Origin of the sequence: Streptomyces sp. NRRL S-31 (assembly GCF_000718775.1) — a bacterium.
Lineage (GTDB): Bacteria > Actinomycetota > Actinomycetes > Streptomycetales > Streptomycetaceae > Streptomyces.
On the sequence record NZ_JOCB01000056.1, the window covers coordinates 26,062 to 50,253 of the forward strand.

Annotated in this window: 28 protein-coding genes; 8 read left to right on the forward strand and 20 right to left on the reverse strand. The window is 71.2% G+C overall.

The genetic code is table 11. The annotated features are described in order from the left end of the window. The first annotated feature begins 151 nt into the window (after window positions 1–151). A complete protein-coding gene (gene dapA / locus IF37_RS0121885; protein ID WP_079165828.1) occupies window positions 152–1,051 on the forward strand; it encodes a 4-hydroxy-tetrahydrodipicolinate synthase in 900 nt (299 codons plus the stop codon). Here dapA and IF37_RS0121890 read toward each other — a convergent pair whose 3' ends face one another. Together IF37_RS0121890 and IF37_RS0121895 are read right to left on the reverse strand one after the other, a co-directional pair. Further along, on the reverse strand, window positions 1,052–2,302 hold the full coding sequence (locus tag IF37_RS0121890) for a hypothetical protein (RefSeq protein ID WP_030745071.1): 1,251 nt from the start codon (window positions 2,300–2,302) through the stop codon (window positions 1,052–1,054). It abuts the gene before it with no gap. Then, complete coding sequence (locus IF37_RS0121895) at window positions 2,299–2,850, reverse strand: SigE family RNA polymerase sigma factor (RefSeq protein WP_030745073.1); 552 nt, start codon at window positions 2,848–2,850, stop codon at window positions 2,299–2,301. The genes IF37_RS0121890 and IF37_RS0121895 overlap by 4 nt, the downstream gene beginning before the upstream one ends. 230 nt (window positions 2,851–3,080) lie before the next feature. Between IF37_RS0121895 and IF37_RS0121900 the strand changes: the two genes are divergently transcribed. Next, complete coding sequence (locus tag IF37_RS0121900; RefSeq protein ID WP_030745075.1) at window positions 3,081–3,494, forward strand: hypothetical protein; 414 nt, start codon at window positions 3,081–3,083, stop codon at window positions 3,492–3,494. Then, entirely contained in the window at window positions 3,491–5,647 is a 2,157-nt protein-coding gene (locus IF37_RS0121905; RefSeq protein ID WP_030745077.1) for a tetratricopeptide repeat protein, read from the forward strand. Before IF37_RS0121900 ends, IF37_RS0121905 begins: the two co-directional genes overlap by 4 nt. A 29-nt stretch (window positions 5,648–5,676) precedes the next feature. On the opposite strand, the gene IF37_RS0121910 is transcribed toward IF37_RS0121905, so the two are convergent. The 14 genes from IF37_RS0121910 to IF37_RS0121975 all read right to left on the reverse strand — a co-directional run bounded on the left by IF37_RS0121910 (window position 5,677) and on the right by IF37_RS0121975 (window position 16,302). Then, complete coding sequence (locus IF37_RS0121910) at window positions 5,677–6,528, reverse strand: methionyl-tRNA formyltransferase (protein ID WP_030745079.1); 852 nt, start codon at window positions 6,526–6,528, stop codon at window positions 5,677–5,679. 82 nt (window positions 6,529–6,610) lie between these two features. Then, complete coding sequence (locus IF37_RS0121915; protein ID WP_030745081.1) at window positions 6,611–7,240, reverse strand: DUF6879 family protein; 630 nt, start codon at window positions 7,238–7,240, stop codon at window positions 6,611–6,613. After that, complete coding sequence (locus IF37_RS0121920) at window positions 7,233–7,502, reverse strand: hypothetical protein (RefSeq protein ID WP_030745083.1); 270 nt, start codon at window positions 7,500–7,502, stop codon at window positions 7,233–7,235. Before IF37_RS0121920 ends, IF37_RS0121915 begins: the two co-directional genes overlap by 8 nt. 171 nt (window positions 7,503–7,673) lie before the next feature. Next, on the reverse strand, window positions 7,674–8,660 hold the full coding sequence (gene dapD / locus IF37_RS0121925) for a 2,3,4,5-tetrahydropyridine-2,6-dicarboxylate N-succinyltransferase (protein WP_030745085.1): 987 nt from the start codon (window positions 8,658–8,660) through the stop codon (window positions 7,674–7,676). An 85-nt stretch (window positions 8,661–8,745) separates the two neighbouring features. Next, window positions 8,746–9,279, reverse strand: a complete 534-nt coding sequence (locus tag IF37_RS0121930; protein ID WP_030745087.1) for a TetR/AcrR family transcriptional regulator — start codon at window positions 9,277–9,279, stop codon at window positions 8,746–8,748. After that, window positions 9,279–9,602 (reverse strand): multidrug efflux SMR transporter, encoded by a 324-nt coding sequence (locus tag IF37_RS0121935; RefSeq protein ID WP_030745088.1) that lies wholly within the window; start codon window positions 9,600–9,602, stop codon window positions 9,279–9,281. Before IF37_RS0121935 ends, IF37_RS0121930 begins: the two co-directional genes overlap by 1 nt. A gap of 99 nt (window positions 9,603–9,701) precedes the next feature. Then, entirely contained in the window at window positions 9,702–10,034 is a 333-nt protein-coding gene (locus tag IF37_RS0121940; protein ID WP_030745090.1) for a metal-sulfur cluster assembly factor, read from the reverse strand. Beyond that, window positions 10,031–10,498: a Fe-S cluster assembly sulfur transfer protein SufU gene (sufU, locus tag IF37_RS0121945; RefSeq protein WP_030745092.1), complete on the reverse strand. Its 468-nt coding sequence runs from the start codon at window positions 10,496–10,498 to the stop codon at window positions 10,031–10,033. The genes IF37_RS0121940 and sufU overlap by 4 nt, the downstream gene beginning before the upstream one ends. A 16-nt stretch (window positions 10,499–10,514) precedes the next feature. Then, entirely contained in the window at window positions 10,515–11,771 is a 1,257-nt protein-coding gene (locus tag IF37_RS0121950) for a cysteine desulfurase (RefSeq protein ID WP_030745094.1), read from the reverse strand. Then, a complete protein-coding gene (gene sufC / locus IF37_RS0121955) occupies window positions 11,768–12,532 on the reverse strand; it encodes a Fe-S cluster assembly ATPase SufC (RefSeq protein WP_030745096.1) in 765 nt (254 codons plus the stop codon). Before sufC ends, IF37_RS0121950 begins: the two co-directional genes overlap by 4 nt. Before the next feature lie 7 nt (window positions 12,533–12,539). Continuing rightward, a complete protein-coding gene (locus tag IF37_RS0121960) occupies window positions 12,540–12,875 on the reverse strand; it encodes a non-heme iron oxygenase ferredoxin subunit (protein WP_030745098.1) in 336 nt (111 codons plus the stop codon). Further along, window positions 12,872–14,092, reverse strand: a complete 1,221-nt coding sequence (gene sufD / locus IF37_RS0121965) for a Fe-S cluster assembly protein SufD (RefSeq protein WP_030745100.1) — start codon at window positions 14,090–14,092, stop codon at window positions 12,872–12,874. The genes IF37_RS0121960 and sufD overlap by 4 nt, the downstream gene beginning before the upstream one ends. A 57-nt stretch (window positions 14,093–14,149) precedes the next feature. After that, window positions 14,150–15,571, reverse strand: a complete 1,422-nt coding sequence (sufB, locus tag IF37_RS0121970; protein WP_030745102.1) for a Fe-S cluster assembly protein SufB — start codon at window positions 15,569–15,571, stop codon at window positions 14,150–14,152. Next, a complete protein-coding gene (locus tag IF37_RS0121975) occupies window positions 15,568–16,302 on the reverse strand; it encodes a metalloregulator ArsR/SmtB family transcription factor (protein WP_030745104.1) in 735 nt (244 codons plus the stop codon). Before IF37_RS0121975 ends, sufB begins: the two co-directional genes overlap by 4 nt. Window positions 16,303–16,473: 171 nt before the next feature. Here IF37_RS0121975 and IF37_RS0121980 point away from each other — a divergent pair, with 171 nt between their 5' ends. The 4 genes from IF37_RS0121980 to IF37_RS0121995 are packed head-to-tail and all read left to right on the forward strand — an operon-like array spanning window position 16,474 to window position 20,071. After that, complete coding sequence (locus tag IF37_RS0121980) at window positions 16,474–17,289, forward strand: aminoglycoside N(3)-acetyltransferase (protein WP_030745106.1); 816 nt, start codon at window positions 16,474–16,476, stop codon at window positions 17,287–17,289. Window positions 17,290–17,320: 31 nt separating this feature from the next. Beyond that, window positions 17,321–18,244 (forward strand): ABC transporter ATP-binding protein, encoded by a 924-nt coding sequence (locus tag IF37_RS0121985; protein ID WP_030745108.1) that lies wholly within the window; start codon window positions 17,321–17,323, stop codon window positions 18,242–18,244. A gap of 50 nt (window positions 18,245–18,294) precedes the next feature. Next, window positions 18,295–19,011: an ABC transporter permease gene (locus IF37_RS0121990; RefSeq protein ID WP_052845298.1), complete on the forward strand. Its 717-nt coding sequence runs from the start codon at window positions 18,295–18,297 to the stop codon at window positions 19,009–19,011. A 46-nt stretch (window positions 19,012–19,057) separates the two neighbouring features. Further along, window positions 19,058–20,071, forward strand: coding sequence for a heme A synthase (locus tag IF37_RS0121995; RefSeq protein WP_030745112.1), 1,014 nt, complete (start codon window positions 19,058–19,060; stop codon window positions 20,069–20,071). A gap of 63 nt (window positions 20,072–20,134) precedes the next feature. Here IF37_RS0121995 and IF37_RS0122000 read toward each other — a convergent pair whose 3' ends face one another. From IF37_RS0122000 to IF37_RS0122015, 4 genes are all read right to left on the reverse strand, one after another. Beyond that, a complete protein-coding gene (locus IF37_RS0122000) occupies window positions 20,135–20,881 on the reverse strand; it encodes a hypothetical protein (RefSeq protein ID WP_030745114.1) in 747 nt (248 codons plus the stop codon). A 49-nt stretch (window positions 20,882–20,930) separates the two neighbouring features. Beyond that, window positions 20,931–22,037 carry an amidohydrolase family protein gene (locus tag IF37_RS0122005; RefSeq protein WP_030745116.1) on the reverse strand — a complete coding sequence of 369 codons (1,107 nt, stop codon included), beginning with the start codon at window positions 22,035–22,037 and terminating at the stop codon, window positions 20,931–20,933. Window positions 22,038–22,177: 140 nt separating this feature from the next. Then, complete coding sequence (locus IF37_RS0122010; protein ID WP_030745118.1) at window positions 22,178–22,498, reverse strand: hypothetical protein; 321 nt, start codon at window positions 22,496–22,498, stop codon at window positions 22,178–22,180. A 99-nt stretch (window positions 22,499–22,597) separates the two neighbouring features. Continuing rightward, window positions 22,598–23,602: a heme o synthase gene (locus tag IF37_RS0122015; RefSeq protein WP_253915817.1), complete on the reverse strand. Its 1,005-nt coding sequence runs from the start codon at window positions 23,600–23,602 to the stop codon at window positions 22,598–22,600. Between the two features lie 399 nt (window positions 23,603–24,001). Here IF37_RS0122015 and IF37_RS39590 point away from each other — a divergent pair. Next, a partial coding sequence (locus tag IF37_RS39590) for a hypothetical protein (protein WP_037856872.1) occupies window positions 24,002–24,192 on the forward strand: 191 nt, incomplete at its 3' end.

Consider the following 24,192-nt stretch of genomic DNA (forward strand, 5'->3'; position numbering starts at 1 on the left):
ACGTCGGTGACCTACCGGCCATGGTGGCGCATCCGGGCCGACTTGGACACAGGACCTCGGCCGCCAGGGAGCCCACACATCAGCGATGCTTAGCGATACCTCGTAGGAGAATTAAGTAGAGCTACACGGACGTGCCGCCGAGACTACCCCCATGACGAGCACACGCGAAGACCCTCCGTTCGGCCGTACGCTCTGCGCGATGGTCACGCCGTTCACCGAAGCGGGCACGCTCGACCTGGACGGCGCGCAGCGGCTGGCCGCACGGCTGGTGGCGGAGGGCTGCGACGGCCTGGTCCTGAACGGCACCACCGGCGAGTCCCCGACCACCACCGACGAGGAGAAGACGCGGCTGCTCGCGGCCGTACGGGAGGCGGTCGGCGACCGGGCCGCGCTGGTCGCGGGCATCGGCACGGCCGACACCCGGCACACGGTGGAGCTGGCCCGGGCCGCCGGGAAGGCGGGCGCCGACGGGGTGCTGGTGGTGACCCCGTACTACAGCCGGCCCCCGCAGGAGGCCGTGGCCGAACACTTCCGCCAGGTCGCCGGGGCGAGCGAGCTGCCGGTGATGGTCTACGACATCCCGGGCCGCACCGGCACCCGGATCGAGCCGGAGACGATGATCCGGCTCGCCGAGCACCCGCGGATCGTGGCCGTCAAGGACTGCTCCTACGACTTCCTCGGCACCCAGAAGGTGCTGGCGCGGACCGGGCTGGCGTACTACGCGGGCTGCGACGAACACGTGCTGGCGCTGTACGCGGTCGGTGCCGCGGGCTGTGTCAGCACGGTCGCGAACGCCGTGCCGGCGCACATCGCCGCGATCCCGGCGGCGTTGGACGCCGGTGACACCGCGCGCGCCCGGGCACTCCAGCTGGCGGCCATGCCGCTGATCGAGGCGATGACGGGCGCGGGCCTGCCCGGCACGGTCACGGCGAAGGCGCTGCTGGCGCGGCTGGGCCTGCCCGCGGGCCCGGTCCGCGCGCCGCTGCTGCCCGCCGGCCGGGCGGCGGCCGACGGGCTGCTGGCCCGGTACGAGGCGCTGGCCTCGGGCTGATCAGCGGCGGGCGAAGACGGGCTGCCAACTCTCCGTCAGAGCGGTGGGACTGTCCGGCTCCCGGACGCCACTGAGCGGTACCACCTTGTCGCTGCCGAGGGTGACCAGCACGAGCCGGGGCCGGTACTCCTCCTCCAGGCTCGTCACCCGTTCCCAGGCGATGAGGTGCCGCTCGTCGGCCCAGGCGAGCAGGTGCCCGCCGCGGACCTTGGTGATCTCCTTGCCCGTACGGGGATCACGGATGGAGGAGTAGGACCTGCCGGGATCGCCGGCGACCTCCTTCGTCAGCCCCAGGGCGGCGAGCCTGCCGCTCGGCGACAGACGCGCGGGGACGTCCGAGCGCAGGTACCTCTCGTCCGCGGGCGCGGCGACCTCGCGGCCCCGGAGGTCGTAGAACCGCTGGAGGCCGTCCCGGCCGCCGATGTACTGCGTGTACACGAGCCGGCCGGTGCGGCTGTAGGCGAAGTCCGCGCGGGAGTTGAGGTCCCGGCGGCCGGATGCGACCGCGCTCCAGCGCCCCGCGCCGGAGTGCACGTCCAGGTCGTAGAACCCGGACCGGCTCGAATCGCCGAAGGGCGCGCTCCACGTCCACTCCCTGCCGCCGTCCGCGCGGGTCAGCTCCTCCTTGATCCGCAGGTCGGGGTCGTCGTCGTACGTCGTCGCGACGAGCCTGGCGCCGTCGTACGAGAACTCCAGACCGCCCACCCCGCGCCGGACCGGGATCCACCGCTCGACCTCCCCCGTCGCGAGGTCGAGCAGCCCGATCCGGTGGGCGGGCAGGTTCCGCTCCAGCACGGCGGCGGTCCTCAGGCCCGGGGCGACGGCGGCGAAGGACCACCGGGGGTCCTTCCGATACGTCCCGGTCCGGGGATCGAGCAGCCAGTACGTGCGCGCCGAGACGGCCCGCTCGTCGCTCTGCGGCCGGATCCGCGCGGTGTAGTACGCGGCCATCACGGCGTCCCCGGCGCCGATCAGCCGACGCGGCGGCGACTGGTCCGGGTGGGCCTGTTCACCGTCGGGGCCCACCACGCCGAGCGGCCGCACCTCGCTGCGGCCGTGGCCGGAGGCCAGCATCGGCGTCCCCACGGCGATCGCCAGCACGGCGGCGGTGGCCGCGGCGACCGACGCCAGCCTGCGGGTACGGCGGCGCCGCCGCGCCCCGAGCACCCGGTCGACGAATCCCGCCGGGGCCGGCGGCTGCCCGTCGGCCTGCTCCCGCAGCGCCTCGCGCACGAGTTCCTCGACGTTCACGGACCAACCTCCACGGGCGAGAAGTCACGGGACGGCCGCTGCGGCCGGGGGTCGAGCGCCGCCAGCTCGGGCGCCAGCTCGCGCAGACGGGCGAGCGAGCGGTGGGTGGTGGACCGCACGGTGCCCACGGAGCAGCCCAGGAGACGGGCCACCTCGGCCTCCGGCAGGTCCTCGAAGTAGCGCAGCACCAGCACGGTGCGCTGCCGGGCGGTCAGCCGGGACAGCGCCGCGCGCAGCACCAGCCGCAGCTCGGCGGCGCCCGAGGCGTCCGGGGCGTGGCCCGGCTCCGGCGGCTCGGCGACCGTCACCTCGCGCCGCCGCCACTTCAGCCGCCAGCGGCTGATCTGCTGCCGGTACAGGATCCGCCGGACGTACGCCTCCGGCTCGTCGATCCGCTGCCACCGTCCGGCGGCCCTGACCAGCGCGGTCTGCAACAGGTCCTCGGCCGCGTGCCGGTCCCCGCCGGTCAGCAGGACGGCGGTCCTCAGCAGCGCGGACGACCGGCCGGCCACGAACTCCCTGAAACTGTCCTGCGCTTCGGCATCCATCGTCACCTTCTCTTCCCCCGGGCCGCACCCGTCGTTCCGGCCCCGCACCCCTCCTGACGCGCCCCCCGGCCCACCGCTATGCCTGCCACCCCAAGATTCCCACCCACACCGCACCACGATGACCACCCGGACCGACGACGACGGCGCGAAACCCCTTCCAGCAGCCCCATGAGCTGACACCGTGTCGGTTCTAGAGTTGTAGCCAAGACCGGATCGAGGGAGGGCAGAGGATGGACTCGGAGATCACCCTTTTAGCGGGCACCGCCGGGACGGCGATCGCGACGCTGCCGGCATCCGACATGTGGAACGGCGTGCGCAACGGGGTGCTCGCGCTGTGGCAAGGTGTCCGGCCGGATCACGAGGAGCATGTCGCCGCCCAGCCCGACGCGTCGCGCCGGGACCTGCTGGACGCGCGGGCCCACGGGGATGAGGGGACCGAGCGGGGGATCGCGGCGGAGTGGCGGGGCCGCGTCCGCCGTCTCCTCGTCGCCCGTCCCCGGCTGGTGGAACTGCGCTCCCTGATGACCGGACTCGCCCCCGGCGCACCCGCCACCGCGATCACGACCGTCACCCAACGCGCGACCGCCTCTGGCAACTCACGCGTCTGCCAGGCCGGCCGCGACCTGAACGTCGGCCAGCGGTGACCGGCCAAAACGACGGCCGGGCCGCTGATCAGGGACGCGTCTACCAGGCTTCCGGCGATCAGCACATCGTCGAGCACCACCATCACACCACCGCCTGGACCGGCCCGGACTCGGTACGCCGTCCCCCCATCGGCCGGGCACCGGCGATCCTCCGCGACCGCGGCGAACTCGTCGGACGCCTGAGGGAGGCGGTGACCGAGGGCGCCGGAAACACCGTGTTCGTCCTGCACGGCCTGGGAGGATGCGGCAAGACGGCCGTGGCGTGCGCGCTCTTCGAACACGCCACCCGGGAGCGCGGACGCCTTGGCCTCTGGGTCAACGCCTCCGATCAGGCGTCCCTGCGAGCCGGGATGCTCGCGGTGGCCGCCGACCGCGGTGCCAGGGATGACGAGCTGATGGCCGCGCGCAACGGCCTGCGCGCGGCCGCGGACTTGGTCTGGGACCATCTGGACCGCTCCGACCTGCCATGGCTGCTGGTGCTCGACAACGCCGACGACCCGGCGGTGCTGCGGGACGGCGGGTGGCTGCGCACCAGTCCGCGCGGCACCGTCCTCGTGACCACACGGCAGGCGGCCGGCCACTGGTGGCCCGCCGCCGAGTTGCTGTACGTAGGTGTCCTGCCGCGTGCGGAGGCGGCCCAGGTCCTGTGCGACCTGGCCCCCGGAACGGGTTCCGTCGAGGACGCGGCCGCCGTCGCCGACCGCCTCGGGCGCCTGCCGCTCGCCCTTACCCTGGCCGGCGGGTTCCTGGCCCACCAGGTGATCGCCCCCTGGACGATGGAGGAGTACGGGCGTCGTCTGCGGGAGCGCCCGGATCCCATCGAACTGATCGACCAAGGAGCCACCGACACGGGCAACGACTCCCGTCACCTGGTCAGCGGCACGTGGCAGCTCTCGCTGAACTCCCTGGTCGGACAGAACCTGCCCGAGGCCGTCACCCTGCTGCGCCTGCTGGCGTGCTGGTCGAACGATCCACTGCCCTTGTCGCTGCTGGCCGACGCCCACCTCGACCTGCCGTTGCCCGCCAACCGGGTGGAACTGGCGCTCCGGGGACTGCTCGACCACTCGCTCACCGAACTCGTGCCCGGCGACATCCGCTGTCTGCGCACCCACGGGGTGCTGCTCGACAGCGTCGCGCGGGTCACCCCGGCCGGCGAACGTGACCGGCTCGCCGCAGCGGCGGCCGAACTTCTGCTGCGCTCCCTGCCCGCGTCACCGGAACGCGGCTTGCGTGACAGCCGACTCGCCGTCCTCGCCCCCCATGTCCTGGCGCTGCTTCGCCGCGTCGGTTCCTGGCCCGAGATCTCGGCCGACACCGCCGAGTCCGCGGCCACCTGTGCCCTGCGCCTGGTGACGGCCCAGCATCGTTCCGGCGACTACGCCTCCGCACTGGCGGCGGCCGGACAGGCGACGGATCTCGTGCGGCGGCGACTGGGAGACGACAACGTCCTGGTGCTGCGCCTCCGGCAGCGGATCGGAAAGGCGACCGATCGTCTGGGCCGCCTCGAGGAGGCCGCCGATCTCCACCGTGAGCTGCTCGACGACCTCGAACGGGTCTGCGGGCCCGAGGCACCGGACACCCTGACCACCTGTCTCCACCTGTCCCGCCCACTGACCTGGCTCGGCCAACCGTCGGAAGCGGTGCGGTTGATGCACCGGGCGGCGGCCGGACGAGCCGCGCTGCTGGGCCCGTGGCACCCGCTGACGCTCGAGGCGAGGGCGTGTCTGCTCGAACTGCCGCCGGGACCGGACCTGGAGCGTGAGGCGCCAACCGGGCCGGAGCTGGTCGCCGACTGCCGGCGCGAGCTGGGCGCGGACCACCCGGTCACCTTGTCGGCCGATCTCAACTGTGCGGGAGCGCTGTTCAACACCGCGCAGTACTCCGAGGCACTGCCGTCGGCCCGTCGTGCGCTGGCGGCACACGAGCGCCGTTTCGGAACGGACTACCCCATCACGCTGGCGGCACGCAGCCTGCTCAGCAGCGTCCTGCACGCGGTCGGCGAGTACCGGGAAGCGGTCGAGCAGGCGGAGATCGTCAGGGAATGGCGCGAGCGGATCCTCGGTCCGGAGCACCCGTGGACGACGGTGATCCGGGACAAGCTCGCGCGGTTCCGGTCTTCCCTGGCGGAGGCAACGCCACCCGACCCGACCTGACACACGGCGGCTCCGTGTCCGTTGAGCATTCAGGCTTCGGAGTCCGCCACCGGCGCGGAATCCGTGATCCACAAGGGCCCGTCCGCACACATCACCTGCATACCGTCCGCCGGCTGCAACGACGTACGCAGAACCAGCAGCCGGCGGCCGGCCACCGTGGCAACCGGGCCGGTCTTTCCCGAACTGCCGAACCTGATGGCACGAACCTGGTTGTGGATCTCTCTTCTTGCGGAACTCCAGTCGATCCGCGAGAACTCGGGTTCCATCCATCCCGCATACGTGGCCGCCCCCTCGTCCTGCGGTGCGCCGGGGGAACCGGTCACGGCCAGCGAGAGCGCGAGTGGCAGAAGTCGCTTGATATACCGGTCGACCTCTTCCCACAACAACCGGGGGACGACGTCCTCGCCCAATGGAATCCCCGCCTGCTGGACCAGGATCCCACCGGAGTCGAACGCGCTCTCCATCCAGTGGATGCTGACACCGATGTCCTTGTCACCGTTCCTGATGGCCCAATTGACCGGAATGGGACCTCGATACTTCGGCAACATCGAGGTGTGCACGTTGATCGCGCCCAGCTTCGTCGACCGAAGGACCGCCGACGGCAGCTTCCAGGGGAAGCCGTAGCAGACGATGAGATCGGCCCGGTATCCCTCGACGATGTGCGGCAACATGCTCTTCCGGCCCGGAATCAGCAGATCCGTCCCGTCCGGCAGCGCATCGACGATCTCACCCACGACATCGCCCGCACCTTGGCGCGTCGGCCCGCCCGGTCGCAGTGATCGCGCATGCAGATAGGCGACAGGCACGTGCCCGGCCCGCTCACACACTCCGTGCAGGAGGGCGAATCCCTGCGCGGAGTACGAAATCAAGATGACGCGCATACATCGCCCTCATATCGCGATCGGAATTCGGCCGGTTCTCCCACACCCCTCGGTCCCCCCACCGAACCCCGGACACGACGGCTCAGACCTGTTCCTCGGTCACGGCCGGTGGAGGCAACTGGGCGACGCGGCGACTGAAGAAGCCGCGCAACGGCTCGCCCGATCGATGCATCTCCCGAATCACCTGTCGGCACCGGGAGATGTCACGCGGATCATCGAAGCGGACACCGCCGGCGAGTTTCCCCTCTTCGTCATAGAGCACCTCGTACATCACCGAAGAACCGAGGACGACGAGCTCCGAAAGCGTGCCCCGCGCTTCGTACCGGCGGATACCGTCCCCGGTGAGGACTCTCGTGTCCTCACCGCACTGGGCCTTCAGGTGCAGCAGGTGGAGTTCCCACTGGAGGTACGGGGAGATGGGCTCCTCCACACAGCGGACACGATGGAGCGAGAATCCAGATTCGGCGATTCGCCGGAAGTACTCCTCGTAGTGACCCCGCTGCCCCTCGATCAGCGCCAGGGATTCGTCCCAATGCCCCCGGCTGAACGCTTCCCAGCTCTTCACGCCGGGCTCCCGGAAGCTCTGCTGGCGTTCGAGCTTCCAGAACCCCTCGGGGCCGGAACGCCAGAAATAGCGGTCGAAGTCCTCGATGTAGTCGTCCAGTCCGAGACGCCGACCGGGGTTGTCGGCCCGTGGGCTAGGGCTAGGCATCCGGGATGTCCGCCTTCGCCGCGGCGGCTGTCCTGCGAGGGATGACGACGATCCGCTCGTCCGGGGCGACGGCGAGTCCCGGGGGGAGGCGAGTCAGGTAGGAATCGGTGAGGTCACGGCCGATGACAGCGATGTCACCGTTCTCCAGTTCCCAGATGTCCGGACACCCCTGCTCACCGCCCGTGGTCCCGAGCTCGACGGGGGATCTGCCCAGGCGGCGCACCAGCGGTGACGAGGGATCTGCTTCCCAGCCCCGAATCATCACGGTCCTCCTTCAATTTCCATGAAAGTAACCTAGATCACACCATGGGCCAAGATCGGGCAGCGACTTCCGGCCAGGCGCAGCAGGTGATGCGGCTTCGTCATCGGTGCCGCTCGTACGACAAAGCGCCCCGCACCACGGAGGTGCGGGGCGCTCGGGGCTTGCGGGGCGTCAGTTGTGGCTGTGCAGGATGTCGTTCAGGCCGCCCCAGACCGCGTTGTTCGGGCGGGCCTCGACCGTGCCGGTGACCGAGTTGCGGCGGAAGAGGATGTGGGAGGCGCCGCTCAGCTCGCGGGCCTTGACGATCTGGCCGTCGGGCATGGTGACGCGGGTGCCCGCGGTGATGTACAGGCCGGCCTCGACCACGCACTCGTCGCCGAGCGCGATGCCGACCCCGGCCTCGGCGCCGATCAGGCAGCGCTCGCCGATGGAGATGATCACGTTGCCGCCACCGGACAGGGTGCCCATGGTGGAGGCGCCGCCGCCGATGTCCGAGCCGTCGCCGACCACGACGCCCGCGGAGATCCGGCCCTCGACCATGGAGGTGCCGAGCGTGCCGGCGTTGAAGTTGACGAAGCCCTCGTGCATGACCGTGGTGCCGGCCGCCAGGTGGGCGCCCAGGCGGACCCGGTCGGCGTCGGCGATGCGCACGCCCTTCGGGGCCACGTAGTCCGTCATGCGCGGGAACTTGTCGACCGAGGTGACCTGGAGGTGCAGGCCCTCGGCGCGGGCGTTCAGGCGCACCTTCTCCAGCTCGTCCACGGCGACCGGGCCGAGCGAGGTCCAGGCGACGTTGGCCAGGTGGCCGAAGATGCCGTCCAGGTTCTGGCCGTGCGGCTTGACCAGGCGGTGCGAGAGCAGGTGCAGACGCAGGTAGACGTCGTGCGCGTCGACCGGCTTCTCGTCCAGCGAGGCGATGACCGTACGGACCGCGACCACCTCGACGCCCCGGCGGGCGTCCGGGCCGGTCGCCGCGGTCGCTCCGCCGCCCAGCAGCTCCGCCGCCCGCTCGGCGGTCAGCCGCTCGGTGCCGGCCGGGCCGGGCTCCTCGACCAGCTCGGGGGCCGGGAACCAGGTGTCGAGGACGGTGCCGTCGGAGGCGATCGTGGCGAGGCCGGCGGCGACGGCGCCGGTGGTACGGGTTGCAGACTCGGTCATGGAGGAAAACCTAACGTGGGCGGGGTGGTCGGGGCGAACCGCGTCTCATCTGCCGGGCGCGGCTCCCGGCGGCAATCGGCGGCTTTCAGGGGATCAGCCGGGCCAGCAGGGCGCGCGCCTGCTTCTCGTCGTAGGAACCGCCCGTGAGCAGCACCTGGAGGCAGATGCCGTCCAGCAGCGCGAGCAGCGCCCGGGCCGTGACCGGGTCGGTGCGCCGGGCCAGCAGCGCCGCCGCCCGCTCGGTCCACTCGGCGGCGACGGGGCGCAGCGCGGGGCGGCGCAGCGCGGCCAGATACAGCTCGTACTCCAGCTCCACGCCGGTGCGCTCACCGCCCAGCCACTGCCCCAGGGCCCTCGCGAGGTCCGCGGCGAGGTCGCCCCGGCCGTCGTCCGGCAGCACCTCGGCCAGCACCCGGCCGAAGTTCCCGTTCGCCTGCCGCAACGCGTCCACCAGCAGCTCTTCGAGGGTGGCGAAGTGGTACGTGGTGGAGCCGAGCGGCACGTCCGCCTCGGCGGCGACCGTACGGTGGCTCAGCCCGGCGATGCCGTCCCGGCCGACGACGCGGATCGCGGCGTCGATGATCCGCCGACGGCGCCCGGGGTCGTGGCGGCGCGGCATCAGTGGCTCGCCCCGCCCAGGTTGAGCACCACCACTCCCCCGATGATCAGCATGATCCCGGCGACCTTGGCGAGGCCCAGCCCCTCCCCGAACAGCAGCAGGCCGAGGACGGCGATGGCCGCGGTGCCCACGCCGGACCAGATGGCGTACGCGGTGCCGATCTGCACGGTCCGCAGCGTCCGGGCGAGCAGCGCGAACGAGACGACGTACCCCAGCGCGGTCACGAGGGAGGGCCAGAACCGGCTGAAGCCCTCGCTGTACTTCATCGCCGTGGTGGCGGCGACCTCGGCGGCTATGGCGCCGGCCAGCGTGAGGTATCCCATGTGTACGAGCGTACACAACGGGGCGTCCGCCAGCGGGCCGGGCACGCGGAAGGGGCCGTGGCGCACCGCCACGGCCCCTTCCCCACGGGTCTTTTCGGATCAGACGTTGAAACCGAGCGCCCGCAACTGCTCGCGGCCGTCGTCGGTGATCTTGTCCGGGCCCCACGGCGGCATCCAGACCCAGTTGATGCGCAGCTCGTTGACCAGGCCGTCCGTGGCGGACTTCGCCTGGTCCTCGATGACGTCCGTCAGCGGGCAGGCCGCGGAGGTCAGGGTCATGTCGACGGTGGCGATGTTCGCGTCGTCGACATGGATCCCGTAGATCAGACCGAGGTTGACGACGTCGATGCCCAGCTCGGGGTCGACGACGTCCATCAGGGCCTCACGGAGTTCCTCCTCCGAGGCCGGCTTCATCTCGACGGTGTCGCTCATGCGGTCTTCCTTTCGGCTTCGGCGCCACCCAGCGCCTGGGCCGTCGCGTCCTTCCACGCCATCCAGCTCAGGAGGGCGCACTTGACCCGCGCGGGGTACTTGGAGACACCGGCGAACGCGACCGCGTCCTCCAGCACCTCCTCCATCGCGTCGTCGGGCTCGATCCGGCCCTTGGACTGCATCAGCTCCAGGAACGTCTCCTGGATCTCCCGCGCCTGGTCGAGGTCCTTGCCCACCAGCAGTTCGTTCAGCACGGACGCCGAGGCCTGGCTGATGGAGCAGCCCTGGCCCTCGTAGGAGACGTCCTCGATCTTCGTGCCGTCGTACTTGACGCGCAGGGTGATCTCGTCACCGCACGTCGGGTTCACATGGTGCACCTCGGCGTCGCCGTCCCGCAGACCACGCCCGTGCGGGTTCTTGTAGTGGTCCAGGATGACGTCCTGGTACATGGAGTCCAGCTTCACCTTGTCAGCACGCCTCTCAGCCGAAGAAGTTCCGTACGTGCTCCAGGCCGTCGACCAGGGCGTCGATCTCGGCCGGCGAGGAGTACAGATAGAACGACGCTCGCGTGGTCGCGGGAATTCCGTACCGCAGGCAGACCGGCCGGGCGCAGTGGTGGCCGACCCGGACCGCGATGCCCTGCTCGTCCAGGACCTGGCCCACGTCGTGCGGGTGGATGTCGCCCAGGGTGAAGGAGATCGCGGCGCCCCGGTCCTCGGCCGTGGTGGGGCCGATGATCCTCAGGTCCGGGACCTCCGCCAGGCGCCGCACCGCGTACTCCGTCAGCGCGTGCTCATGGGCGAGGATCTTGTCCATGCCGATCGCGTTGAGGTAGTCGATCGCCGCGCCGAGACCGACCGCCTGCGCGATCGGGGGCGTGCCCGCCTCGAACTTGTGCGGGGCCGGGGCGTAGGTCGACGAGTGCATCGAGACGGTCTCGATCATCTCGCCGCCGCCGAGGAACGGAGGCAGGTCCTCCAGCAGCTCCTGGCGGCCCCACAGGACACCGATGCCGGTCGGACCGCACATCTTGTGGCCGGTGAAGGCCACGAAGTCGGCCTGGAGCGCCTGCACGTCCAGCGGCATGTGCGGCGCCGCCTGCGAGGCGTCGATGCAGACCAGGGCGCCGACTTCCTGCGCGCGGCGGATGATCGTCTCGACCGGGTTGACCGTGCCCAGGATGTTCGACACCAGCACGAAGGAGACGATCTTCGTCTTCTCCGTGATGACCTCGTCGATGTTGGACAGGTCCAGCCGGCCGTCGTCGGTCAGGCCGAACCACTTCAGCTTCGCGCCCGTGCGCTGCGCCAGCAGCTGCCACGGCACGATGTTGGAGTGGTGCTCCATCTCGGTGATGACGATCTCGGTCTCGTGGTCCACCCGGTAGGGCTCGTCGGCCCAGCCCAGCATGTTCGCCACGAGGTTCAGCGACTCGGAGGCGTTCTTGGTGAAGATCACCTCGTCGCGGCTCGGCGCGTTGATGAACGCGGCGACCTTGTCGCGCGCGCCCTCGTACAGCGCCGTGGCCTCCTCGGCGAGCACATGCACACCGCGGTGGACGTTGGCGTTGTAGCGCTCGTAGTACTCGCTCAGGGCGTCCAGCACCTGACGCGGCTTCTGGCTGGTCGCCGCGTTGTCCAGGTACACGAGCTTCTTGCCGTCGTGGACGACTCGGTCCAGAACGGGGAAGTCCTTGCGGATCGCCTCGACGTCGAGGAGGCCCGGCAGCTGTGTCACGCGGATGCGCCACCCTTCACATATGCCTCGTAGCCCTCGTTCTCCAGCTTGTCCGCCAGCTCGGGGCCGCCGGACTCGACGATCCGGCCGCCGGCGAACACGTGGACGTGGTCGGGCTTGATGTAGCGCAGGATGCGCGTGTAGTGCGTGATCAGCAGGGTGCCGACCTCGCCGGTCTCGCGGACGCGGTTGACGCCCTCGGAGACGATGCGGAGCGCGTCGACGTCCAGGCCCGAGTCGGTCTCGTCCAGAATCGCGACCTTCGGCTTCAGCAGCTCCAGCTGGAGGATCTCGTGGCGCTTCTTCTCACCGCCGGAGAAACCCTCGTTGACGTTGCGCTCGGCGAAGGACGGGTCCATGTTGAGGCGCTCCATGGCCCCCTTGACCTCCTTCACCCAGGTGCGCAGCTTGGGGGCCTCGCCGCGGACGGCGGTGGCGGAGGTGCGCAGGAAGTTGGAGACCGAGACACCGGGGATCTCGACCGGGTACTGCATCGCCAGGAACAGGCCGGCCCGGGCGCGCTCGTCCACGGACATCTCCAGGACGTCCTCGCCGTCCAGGGTGACGGTGCCGCTGGTGATCGTGTACTTCGGGTGACCCGCGAGGGAGTAGGCGAGGGTCGACTTGCCGGAGCCGTTGGGGCCCATGATGGCGTGCGTCTCGCCCTGCTTCACGGTGAGGTCGACGCCCTTGAGGATCTCCTTCGTGGCGTTGTCGGCCTCGACGGTGACGTGCAGGTCTCGGATTTCAAGCGTTGCCATGGGTGCCTCAGGACTCCTGGGTGAGGGAGACGAGAACGTCGTCCCCTTCGATCTTTACGGGGTATACGGGGACGGGGCGCGTCGCGGGGAGACCGGACGGCTTGCCGGTGCGCAGGTCGAAGGCGGAGCCGTGCAGCCAGCACTCGATCTGGCAGTCCTCCACCTCGCCCTCGGAGAGGGAGACGTTCGCATGCGAGCAGATGTCGTAGATGGCGAACACCTCGCCCTCGGTCTTCACGACCGAGACCGGCGTGCCGTCGAGTTCCACCCGCTTCGGGGTGTCCTCCTCCAGCTCGCTCAGCCCACAGGCCCGAACGAAACGGGCACGGTCGAACGACGTCATGCGACCGAGGCCTCCAGCTCTTCCTCGATCTTCGCGAGCAGGCGTTCCTCGATGTCGGCGACGCCGATCTGCTGGACCAGCTCGGCGAAGAAGCCGCGGACCACCAGACGGCGGGCCTCGTGCTCCGGGATGCCGCGGGCCATCAGGTAGAAGAGCTGCTCGTCGTCGAAGCGGCCGGTGGCCGAGGCGTGGCCGGCGCCGACGATCTCGCCGGTCTCGATCTCCAGGTTCGGCACCGAGTCGACGCGCGCGCCGTCCGTGAGGACCAGGTTGCGGTTCATCTCGTAGGTGTCCGTGCCCTCGGCCGCGGCCTCGATGAGCACGTCACCGATCCAGACCGCGTGCGCCTCCTCGCCCTGGAGCGCGCCCTTGTAGACGACGTTCGACTTGCAGTGCGGGGTGTTGTGGGTGACCAGCAGGCGGTGCTCCTGGTGCTGCCCCCGGTCGGTGAAGTAGAGGCCGAACAGCTCGGCCTCGCCGCCGGGGCCGGCGTACTCCACGCGCGGGTGCAGACGGACCACGTCGCCGCCGAAGGTGACGACCACGGACTTGAAGGAGGCGTCCCGGCCGATCAGCGCGTTGTGCTGGGCGACGTGGACGGCCTTGTCGTCCCAGTCCTGCACGGAGACGACGGTCAGCTTCGCGCCGTCCCCGAGGACGAAGTCGACGTTGGCGGCGAGCACCGCGTCACCGGTGTGGTCGATGACCACGACGGCCTCGGCGAAGGCACCCAGCTCGATCACCTGGTGGCCGAAGGCGGTGCCGCCCTGGCCGTGCACGGCGATGCGGATCGGCTCGCCGAGGACGGTCTCCTTCGGAACGGTCACGACAGAGGCCTGCTCGAAGGCGGAGTACGCCTGCGCGGCGACGCGGTCCACCGGGGTGCCCGCCTTGCCGAGCCGCGCGTCGTCCCGGCCGACGGTCTCGACGGTGACGCCCTCGGGGGCCTGCACGTCGACCTTCACGCCGTCGCCGGTGGCGGTCGCGGTGCCGTCGTGCAGCCCGCGCAGCCGCTCCAGCGGGGTGAACCGCCACTCCTCCTCACGGCCGTGCGGGACCGGGAAGTCCGCCACGTCGAAGGACGGGGGCGCGCTCATACGCGAGACGACGGTCGACTCCGCGGCGACCGCGATCGAGCCGGCGGTGGTGGAACCCACCGGTGGGGGTCCCCCCGCGCGAGCGGTGCCGAGCGTGGGGGAGTTCTGGGCCTCAGCCATGGCTGTCGTAGTGCTCTCTTTCCTGAGTAAGGCGTCTGCTGGCGACGGGGCGGCGGGTCAGCCGACCGCGCCCTCCATCTGCAACTCGATCAGCCGGTTGAGTTCCAGCGCGTACTCCATGGGCAGCTCCTTGGCGATCGGCTCGACGAAGCCGCGCACGATCATCGCCATCGCCTCGTCCTCGGAGAGGCCGCGGCTCATCAGGTAGAAGAGCTGGTCCTCGGAGACCTTGGAGACGGTGGCCTCGTGGCCCATGGAGACGTCGTCCTCGCGGACGTCGACGTACGGGTACGTGTCCGACCGGGAGATGGTGTCGACCAGCAGGGCGTCGCACAGCACGTTGGACTTCGAGCCCGAGGCGCCCTCGCCGATCTCGATCAGACCGCGGTAGGACGTACGGCCGCCACCGCGCGCGACCGACTTCGAGACGATGTTGGACGACGTGTTCGGCGCCATGTGGACCATCTTGGCGCCCGCGTCCTGGTGCTGGCCCTCGCCCGCGAAGGCGATGGAGAGGGTCTCGCCCTTGGCGTGCTCGCCCATCAGGTAGACGGCCGGGTACTTCATCGTCACCTTGGAGCCGATGTTGCCGTCGACCCACTCCATGGTCGCGCCCTCGTAGGCCACGGCGCGCTTGGTGACCAGGTTGTAGACGTTGTTCGACCAGTTCTGGATGGTCGTGTAACGGCAGCGGGCGTTCTTCTTGACGATGATCTCGACGACCGCGGAGTGCAGCGAGTCGGACTTGTAGATCGGCGCCGTGCAGCCCTCGACGTAGTGCACGTAGGCACCCTCGTCGACGATGATCAGGGTCCGCTCGAACTGGCCCATGTTCTCCGTGTTGATGCGGAAGTAGGCCTGGAGCGGGATCTCGACGTGGACGCCCTTGGGGACGTAGATGAAGGAGCCGCCGGACCACACGGCGGTGTTCAGCGAGGCGAACTTGTTGTCACCGACCGGGATGACCGTGCCGAAGTACTCCTTGAAGAGCTCCGGGTGCTCCTTCAGGGCGGTGTCGGTGTCGAGGAAGATGACGCCCTGCTCCTCCAGGTCCTCGCGGATCTGGTGGTAGACGACCTCCGACTCGTACTGGGCGGCGACACCGGCGACCAGGCGCTGCTTCTCGGCCTCCGGGATGCCCAGCTTGTCGTAGGTGTTCTTGATGTCCTCGGGCAGGTCCTCCCAGGACTCCGCCTGCTTCTCCGTGGAGCGCACGAAGTACTTGATGTTGTCGAAGTCGATGCCCGAGAGGTCGGAGCCCCAGTTGGGCATGGGCTTCTTCTCGAACAGCTTCAGGCCCTTGAGCCGCAGCTTCGTCATCCACTCCGGCTCGGACTTCTTGTCCGAGATGTCACGGACGACGTCCTCGTTCAGGCCACGGCGCGCGGACGCACCGGCCACGTCGGAGTCGGCCCAGCCGTATTCGTACTTGCCCAGGCCCTCGAGTTCGGGGTGAGCAGTCTCCGTGGGGAGAGTCATGCGGGGTTCCTCCCGGCCGTGCTTGCAGGTGCGTCAGTGGAAATCTTGGGGATGAACGTCGTGCAGACGCCGTCGCCGTGCGCGATGGTCGCCAGTCGCTGGACGTGGGTACCCAGCAGCTCCGCGAAGATCTCCGTCTCCGCCTCGCACAGCTGCGGGAACTGTTCCGCGACGTGGGCGACCGGGCAGTGGTGCTGGCAGAGCTGCTCGCCGACCGGTGCGCTGCGCGCCGTAGCAGCGTACCCGTCCGCGCTCAGGGCCTTGGCCAGCGCTTCGGCGCGCTTTTCCGGGGTCACGGCCTCGATCGCCTCGCGGTACGCGGTCGCCTGTGCGGCGATCCGGGCGCGGGCGAAGGCGGCGACCGCCTGGGGGCCGCCCTCCCGCTCGGCGATCCAGCGCAGCGCGTCCGCGGCGAGCTTGTCGTACGACTGGTCGAAGGCGTCCCGGCCGCAGTCGGTGAGCGCGAAGACCTTGGCGGGCCGGCCCCGCGTGCGCGTGCCGTAGACGCGCTGCTCGCGCGCCTCCACGACGTCCTCGGCGACCAGTGCGTCCAGGTGGCGCCGGACGGCCGCCTGGGTCAGCCCCAGCCGGCCGGCGAGTTCGGCGACGGTCGACGGCCCGTGGTCCAGGATGGACCGCACGACCCGGTTGCGCGTCGAGCGCTCACCGGTCGCCAGCTCCTCCTGAGGGGCCCCCGTGGGGGTCTCCCGAGCCTCGTCGACGTTTTTCACAACGCCATTGTTGCGTAATTCCGCGGACCCTGACAAGCGACGTCCGATCATCGAGCGGTGCCCTGCGTCACTTAGGCATACCTAATCTGACCTGCGGAAACGATCTTCGATCGATCACGCACCCGGGGAATCCGGTGGCGCCCGGGGCCGTTGTCCGCAAGGCTCCGAACCATGCCCACACCCCCTCCGACCGGCCCGCTTGTCACGCGCGACACCCTCGCGGCGGGTCTGCGCGCGCTCGGTGCCGAGACCTGCGAGATCCTTTTGCTGCATTCCTCGCTCCGTTCCCTCGGCTGGGTGAACGGAGGCCCGGTGGCGGTCGTGCGGGCGCTCCTGGACGTGCTCGGCCCGGACGGCACGCTGGTCGTCCCCACCCAGACCGGCGACCAGTCCGATCCGGCCGGATGGGGGAACCCGCCGGTGCCCGGGGAGTGGTGGGAGCGGATCCGCGCCACCATGCCGCCGTACGACCCGCTGATCACCCCCTCCCTCGGCGTCGGGGTGATCCCGGAGACGGTGCGGACCTGGCCGGGTGCCCTGCGCAGCGCCCACCCGCAGACCTCCTTCGCCGCGCTCGGCCCCCGCGCGCGGGAGATCACTGCGGACCACGCCCGGGACTGCCGCCTCGGCGAGCGCAGCCCGCTGGCCCGACTCGAGGAGCGGGGCGCCCGCGTACTGCTGCTCGGCGCCGGCTACGACGCGTGCACCGCCTTCCACCTGGCCGAGTACCGCGTCCCCGCGCCCCGCGTCCGGGTCGGCCGGCCCGCGCCCGGCGGCGGCTGGGAGACCGTCGTGGAGGTCTCGATCAGCTCCGAGCGGTTCGACGAGCTGGGCCGTGACTTCGAGCGGGACCGGCCCGTCGCGCGCGGACGGGTGGGCGCGGCCGAGGCCCGGCTGTTCCCGGTCGCGGACGCCGTGGCCTACGCCGAGCGCTGGCTGCCGGCGCACCGCCCCCGCGCGGCGGACTTCCCCCACCCGGCCGTCTGAACCGCGAGCGGCCTCCCTAGACTCTGCATTCATGCGAAGTGAGCCGGTGGTCCAGGTACACGCCCTGGTGAAGCGGTACGGCACCAAGACCGCGGTGGACGGCCTCGACCTGGTGGCCGAGGCCGGCGTGACCGCCGTACTCGGTCCCAACGGGGCGGGCAAGACGACCACGGTCGAGACCTGCGAGGGGTACCGGAAGCCGGATTCCGGCACGGTGCGCGTCCTGGGCCTCGACCCGGTGCGGCACTCCGCCGAGCTGCGCCCGCGCATCGGTGTGATGCTCCAGTCCGGAGGCGTGTACTCGGGCGCCCGCGCCGACGAGATGCTCCGGCACATGGCGAAGCTGCACGCGCACCCGCTGGACGTGGACGCCCTGGTCGAACGTCTCGGCCTCGGCTCCTGCGGCCGGACCGGCTACCGCCGGCTCTCCGGCGGCCAGCAGCAGCGCCTCGCGCTCGCCATGGCCGTCGTGGGCCGCCCGGAGCTGGTGTTCCTGGACGAGCCGACCGCCGGCCTCGACCCGCAGGCCCGCCGGGCCACCTGGGACCTGGTGCGCGACCTGCGCGCCGACGGCGTCTCGGTGATCCTCACGACGCACCACATGGACGAGGCCGAGCAGCTCGCCGACGACGTGGCGATCATCGACGGCGGCCGGGTCATCGCCCAGGGCTCCCCGGAGCAGCTGTGCAAGGGCGGCGCCGAGAACACCCTGCGCTTCACCGGCCGCCCCGGCCTCGACATCGGCTCGCTGCTCAAGGCCCTCCCGGCCGACTGCACCGCCGCCGAGCTGACCCCGGGCGCCTACCGGGTGGTCGGCCATGTCGACCCCCAGCTACTGGCCACCGTCACCTCCTGGTGCGCCCAGCACGGGGTGATGCCGGACCGGATCTCGGTGGAACGGCACACCCTGGAAGACGTCTTCCTGGAACTGACCGGCAAGGAGCTGCGCTCGTGACCAGCACGGGAACCTACACGCCCGAGCCCGGGGCCGCCCCGCTCCCCCGCATGATCGCGGCGCAGGCGGCCCTGGAGACCAGGATGCTGCTGCGCAACGGCGAGCAGCTGCTGCTGACGGTCGTCATCCCGACCCTGCTGCTGGCGCTCTTCAGCTCGGTCGACATCGTGGACACCGGCAAGGGCGAGGCGGTCGACTTCCTCGCCCCCGGCATCCTGGCGCTCGCCGTGATGTCGACCGCGTTCACCGGGCAGGCCATCGCGACCGGCTTCGAGCGCCGCTACGGCGTGCTCAAGCGGCTCGCCGCCTCGCCGCTGCCCCGCTGGGGGCTGATGACCGCGAAGACGGCGTCCGTGCTGGTCACGGAGGTCCTCCAGATCATCCTGCTGACGGTCGTCGCCTTCGCGCTGGGCTGGTCCCCGCACGGCGACCCCGCCGCCGTCCTGCTGCTGCTCGTCGTCGGCACGGCCGCCTTCTCCGGGCTCGGTCTGCTGATGGCGGGCACCCTGAAGGCGGAGGCGACGCTGGCCGCCGCCAACCTGGTCTTCCTGCTGCTGCTGGTGGGCGGCGGGGTGATCGTGCCGCTGGAGAAGTTCGGCCCGGCGGGGCAGCAGGTGCTCGGCCTGCTGCCGATCTCCGCCCTGTCGGACGGGCTGCGGGACGTGCTCCAGCACGGCGCCGGCATGCCCTGGGGCGACCTCGGTGTCCTGGCCGTCTGGGCGGTCGTGGGGCTGGCCGCGGCGGGGAAGTTCTTCCGCTGGGAGTAGACGCGGCCGGGACCCTCGTGAACGGATGCACAAGCGGCGCCCTACGATGGTGGGCGTGCAAAAGCTGACCCGCGCCGATGCCGAAGCGGCGCTGCGCAACCCGCTCGCCTTCATCGCCGACCGCTGGACCCCGGATCCCCGGACGGTCCGGCGGGCGGCCCTCGTCGCGCTCGTCATGTCGGTGATCATCGTCGTGACCGGTGGCGCCGTCCGTCTGACCGGCTCGGGGCTGGGCTGTCCGACCTGGCCGACCTGCACCGACGACTCGCTGACCACCACCCGGGCCATGGGCTTCCACGGGGTCATCGAGTTCGGCAACCGCATGCTCACCTACGTGCTGTGCGCCGCAGTCGGCTGGGCGATCATCGCGGCGCGCTCCGAGAAGCCGTGGCGGCGCAGCCTGACCCGGCTCGGCTGGGCCCAGTTCTGGGTCGTCATGGGCAACGCGGTGCTCGGCGGCATCGTCGTCCTGGTCGGCCTGAACCCGTACACGGTCGCCGCCCACTTCCTGCTCTCCGCCTGCCTGATCGCCATCGCCGCGGTGATGTGGCAGCGCACCCGGGAGGGCGACGCGGCCCCGCGCCCGCTGGTCGGCGCGGCGGTGCGGCAGCTGGTGTGGTTCCTGGTGGCCGCGTCCGTGCTGCTCATCGCGGTCGGCACGGTGGTGACCGGGGCCGGGCCGCACGCCGGTGACTCCAGCGAGGTCGAGCGCATCCCGATCGACTGGGAGACGGTCTCCAAACTGCACGCGGTGCTCGCCTGGATCGTGGTGACGCTGACGTTCGCCCTCTGGTTCGTGCTGAAGGCGGTCGACGCGCCGAAGGGACCGCTCGCCCGGACCCGTGAGCTGTTCCTGGTGCTGCTCGCGCAGGGCGTGATCGGCTACGTGCAGTACTTCACACATCTGCCGGAGGCGCTGGTGGCCGCGCACATGCTCGGCTCCACGGTGATGTGGATCTGGGTGCTGCGGGTGCTGCTGTCGCTGCGGGAACGCCCGGTGGCCGAATCGGCCGTACCGGCGCCCGCCGCCGCCGAGCGGTTCGTGCCCGCGTCCGGCTGACCGGGACACGCGCCGCGCCGGCCGGGGAGCGGGACCGTCGTCAACCGGCCGACCGCCCCCGGTTCACCCGTACGTGGTGACCAGCGCGTCGATCGCCGGGCCCAGGTAGGCGCGGGTCAGCCGGGCCCGCCGGGCGGGCCAGTCGCCGTCGGCCGGCGCGGTCGCGGGGTCCGCGTACCGCCTGCGGGCGATGTCCGCGACGACCTCGGCGGGCGCGCCGAGCGCCGGCAGTTCGGCCAGCGCCTCCCGTTTGGTGATCAGCCGCCCTTCGCGCAGGGTCACGGTGGCCCGGGCGAAGGTCAGCAGGCCCAGGTCGACCCAGATGTCTTGTCGCCACTGCCGGGTCCTCCGCACCGCCGGCCGCCAGAAGTCGCGCTGGTCACGCACGATGAAGTCGTCCAGCTGCGGGCCGGATACCGCCGGCAGCAGCGCGGTCGGCGCGGCGCCGTGCAGCACGCGTCCGAACTCGTGCAGCTCGCGCCGGGTGACGGGAGTGACCCGGCGGCGCAGCAGACCGCCGTGCGCCCAGGTGAGGTGCCGCCGCTCGGGGTCGGCGAGGGTGTCCGGGGCCAGGTAGGAGCAGTGCAGACCGCCGGCGAGCGGCGTGGCGGCACGCAGCCGGTGGTGCAGGGTGGCCACCTGCCAGAGCGCCTTCGGCCCGGCCGGCCCGGGCAGTACGGCGATGAGGTCCAGGTCGCTGCGCCCCTCCTGGTAGTCGCCGCCGGCCAGCGAGCCGTGGGCCCACAGGGCGAGGGGGCGCAGGGGCGCGAGGCCACGCAGGAAGGCATCGAGCAGCGTTTCGGTCCGCATGGAGCCAGTCTGTACGGGCCGCCGTCGCGGGTACATCCCCCGGATCCGGTCAGTCCAGCCCGTACACCCGGCGCGCGTTGTCCGCCGCGATCAGCCGGGCCACCCGCCGGGCGTCCTCCGGGGACCAGGCCCCCTCGGTGACCCAGGCGCCGAGGACGCGGCCCAGCGCCTCCCGGAACAGGTGGGCGCCGACGACGTGCAGCTCGGGCAGGCCCTGGGCGCCGCTGGAGAAGAGGATCTTGCCGAAGGGGGCCAGTTCCAGGATCTCGGCGAGGACGGTGGCCGCGCGGGTGCCGGTGCGCAGGAGCGCGGCGCCCGAGTCGGCGTAGACGTGCGGGAAGATCCCCGCCAGATGGGCGGCGTGCCGGTGGTACGGGTAGCCGTGCAGCAGGATCAGGTCGGTGCCGAGGCCGGCGGTGGCCCGGACGAAGTCGGTGAGCAGGGCCGGGTCCGCGCGGTCGGTGCGGGCGCCGGGCTCACCGAGGCCGGCGTGCAGTTGCAGGGGCAGTCCGGTGGCGACCGCGACCCACAGCAGGTGCCGCAGCAGCACGGCGTCCGTCAGGGCCCCGCCGACCCGTCGCCCGGCCAGCCAGCGGCCCGCCGCGCCGCGCACCTCTACGGGCCCGGGCGGCTCGGGCGCGAGGGCCAGGCCGTGTCCCAGGCCCGCGACGGAGGTGAAGGCGACGGCGTTCGACGCGGCGCCGTGCACCGATTCGGCGAGGTTGGCGAGGAACGCCTCGACGGTACCGGAGGTGTCGGCGACCTGTTCGGCGAGGAGTTCGAGGCGGACGATCTCGCGGGCCTCGGCCTCGCCCGCAGAGGCCAGCTCGGCGGGGGTGGTGAGGTCGCCCGGCAGCCCGGTGTCGACCAGATAGGCGGTGATGCCGCTGCCCCGCAGCAGCCTGCGGCCGGCCTCCAGGACGCCCAGCTCCCGGCGCCGGGCCAGATAGCGGGCGGGCGGGCAGTGCGGTTCCAGGCCGAGCAGGGGCGGGCACCAGCGCCGTACGGCGAAGCCGGTCTGGGTGTCGAAGAGCGTGGTGCCGGGCGCGGGCGGGCCCTCGGTGCGCGCCAGCCGGGCCTCGAAGGTGCCGAGGCCCAGCTCCGTGCGGAGCACCCCGTGGCAGTACTGGTCCACGAGGGACGGCGTCTCGATCATTCCCGGGCTTCCCGTGGGACGTGGTCTTACCCGTCCTAACGGGTGCGCACGGCCCGGGGTCGCGGTCCGGGCCGGGGCATGCGCGTTCGGGGCGCCGGAGGCGGCCCGCGCCGTTCCCCCGCGCCCCCGGACGCCGTCGCTCAGCCCCCGAGCTGGATGCCGGCCATCCGCTTCCACTCGTACGGCCCCGTCGTCATCTTCGCGGCGAACTCGCCGTCGAAGGACTCGTGGACGGTGATGCGCGCCTTCGCGACGGCCCTCTCGGCGATCTCGGTGCTCTCGGCGACCAGGTCGCCCCAGCCGCCGTCCCCGCCGACGAGGACGACGCGGGCGCCGCGCTCGCCGATGTGGGCCACCTGGCCCTCCGCACCGCCGTGCGCCTTGGCGAAGGCACCGATCTCCCGGGCGAGCCTGGCCGCCTTGCGCTCGGCCCGCGCGTCAACCTGCTGCGTGTCTGCCATGGCCAGGATGCTACCCACGAGTAGATCAAACGGCGACGGGAGGGGTGCGTGGCCTTGGCCACGCACCCCTCCCGTCGTCAGGACCAGGCGTCGGCGCGGTCAGCGCAGGAACGGGTCGACCGCGACCGCCACGAAGAGCAGCGACACATAGGTGATCGACCAGTGGAAGAGCCGCATCTCCTTCAGCTTCGCGCCGGTGACCTCGGCCCTGGCGCGGTTCTGCAAGGCGTGCGCCTCCCACAGCCACCAGCCGCCCGCCGCCAGGGCGACGGCCGTGTAGAACCAGCCGGTGTACCCGAGGGGGGTGAGGAGCAGGGAGACGACGACCATCACCCAGCTGTAGACGACGATCTGCCTGGCGACGACCTTGTTGGAGGCGACGACCGGCAGCATCGGCACGCCCACGCGCGCGTAGTCGTCCTTGACCTTCATGGACAGCGGCCAGTAGTGCGGCGGCGTCCAGAAGAAGATCACCAGGAACAGGATGACCGGCGCCCAGGAGATCGAGTCGGTCACCGCGGACCAGCCGATCAGCACCGGCATGCAGCCCGCGATACCGCCCCAGACGATGTTCTGCGCCGTGCGCCGCTTGAGGAGCATCGTGTAGACGACGACGTAGAAGAGGAGCGCCCCGAGCGAGAGCCAGGCGCTCAGCCAGTTGACGGTGAGCCCGAACAGCAGCGTGGAGACGACCGCGAGGGTGATGCCGAAGGCCAGGCACTCGGGCGGGCTGACCATGCCGGTCACCAGCGGGCGCTGGGAGGTGCGGTCCATCAGGGCGTCGATGTCCCGGTCGATGTACATGTTCAGCGCGTTGGCGCCGCCCGCCGACAGGTAGCCGCCGACGCAGGTGAGCAGCACCAGCTTGAGGTCGGGCACCCCCTGTTGCGCCAGGAACATCACCGGAACGGTGGTGATGAGCAGCAGCTCGATGATCCGCGGCTTGGTCAGCGCCACGAACGCCTTGACCCGGGCCCCGAACGGCCGATCAACCGGGCCCTGGCTCGTACCACCGAGCGCACCCTCCCCCAGGGCCTTAAGGGCCTGGGAGGTGCTCCCAGGACGGGATTCGACGGCCGTCACGCACACCCCTGACAGAGACATCCCAGCGAGCCTTTCCGTGTGAAGTGGCGGTAAAGGGCTCGCGCGTACCACGCCACTCTAGACGTTGCCCATACCCCGGCCTTCGCGGGGGTGGGGTCGTGTTGGCGGGGCGCTCGGAGCACCCGCCCGGCGTCCGTCCGGGGGTACCGCCCGACGTGCGCACACCAGCTCGATTGAGCGGCCAGATGAGCGGCTCCTTATTCATGTGCTCAATGGCGTCCTGGCCAGTCGGGAGGCGGATCGCACCGACTCCCGGCAGTCTGGAAACACTCGACATAACCGCACGTCCTTACGGGGGTAGGCTCGACAACGGCCGGGGGGCGGGAAGCCCGCCGGCGGCCGGGGGGCGCACGCCCCGACGACCGGCGACCGACATGTGGAGAGGAGCCCTGACCCAGGGTGAGCACCAAGCCGACCACCACAGACCTTGAGTGGACCGACCTGGACCAGCGGGCCGTGGACACCGCCCGAGTCCTGGCCGCCGACGCCGTACAGAAGGTCGGCAACGGCCATCCCGGTACGGCGATGAGCCTGGCCCCCGCCGCCTACACCCTCTTCCAGAAGGTGATGCGGCACGACCCCGCCGACCC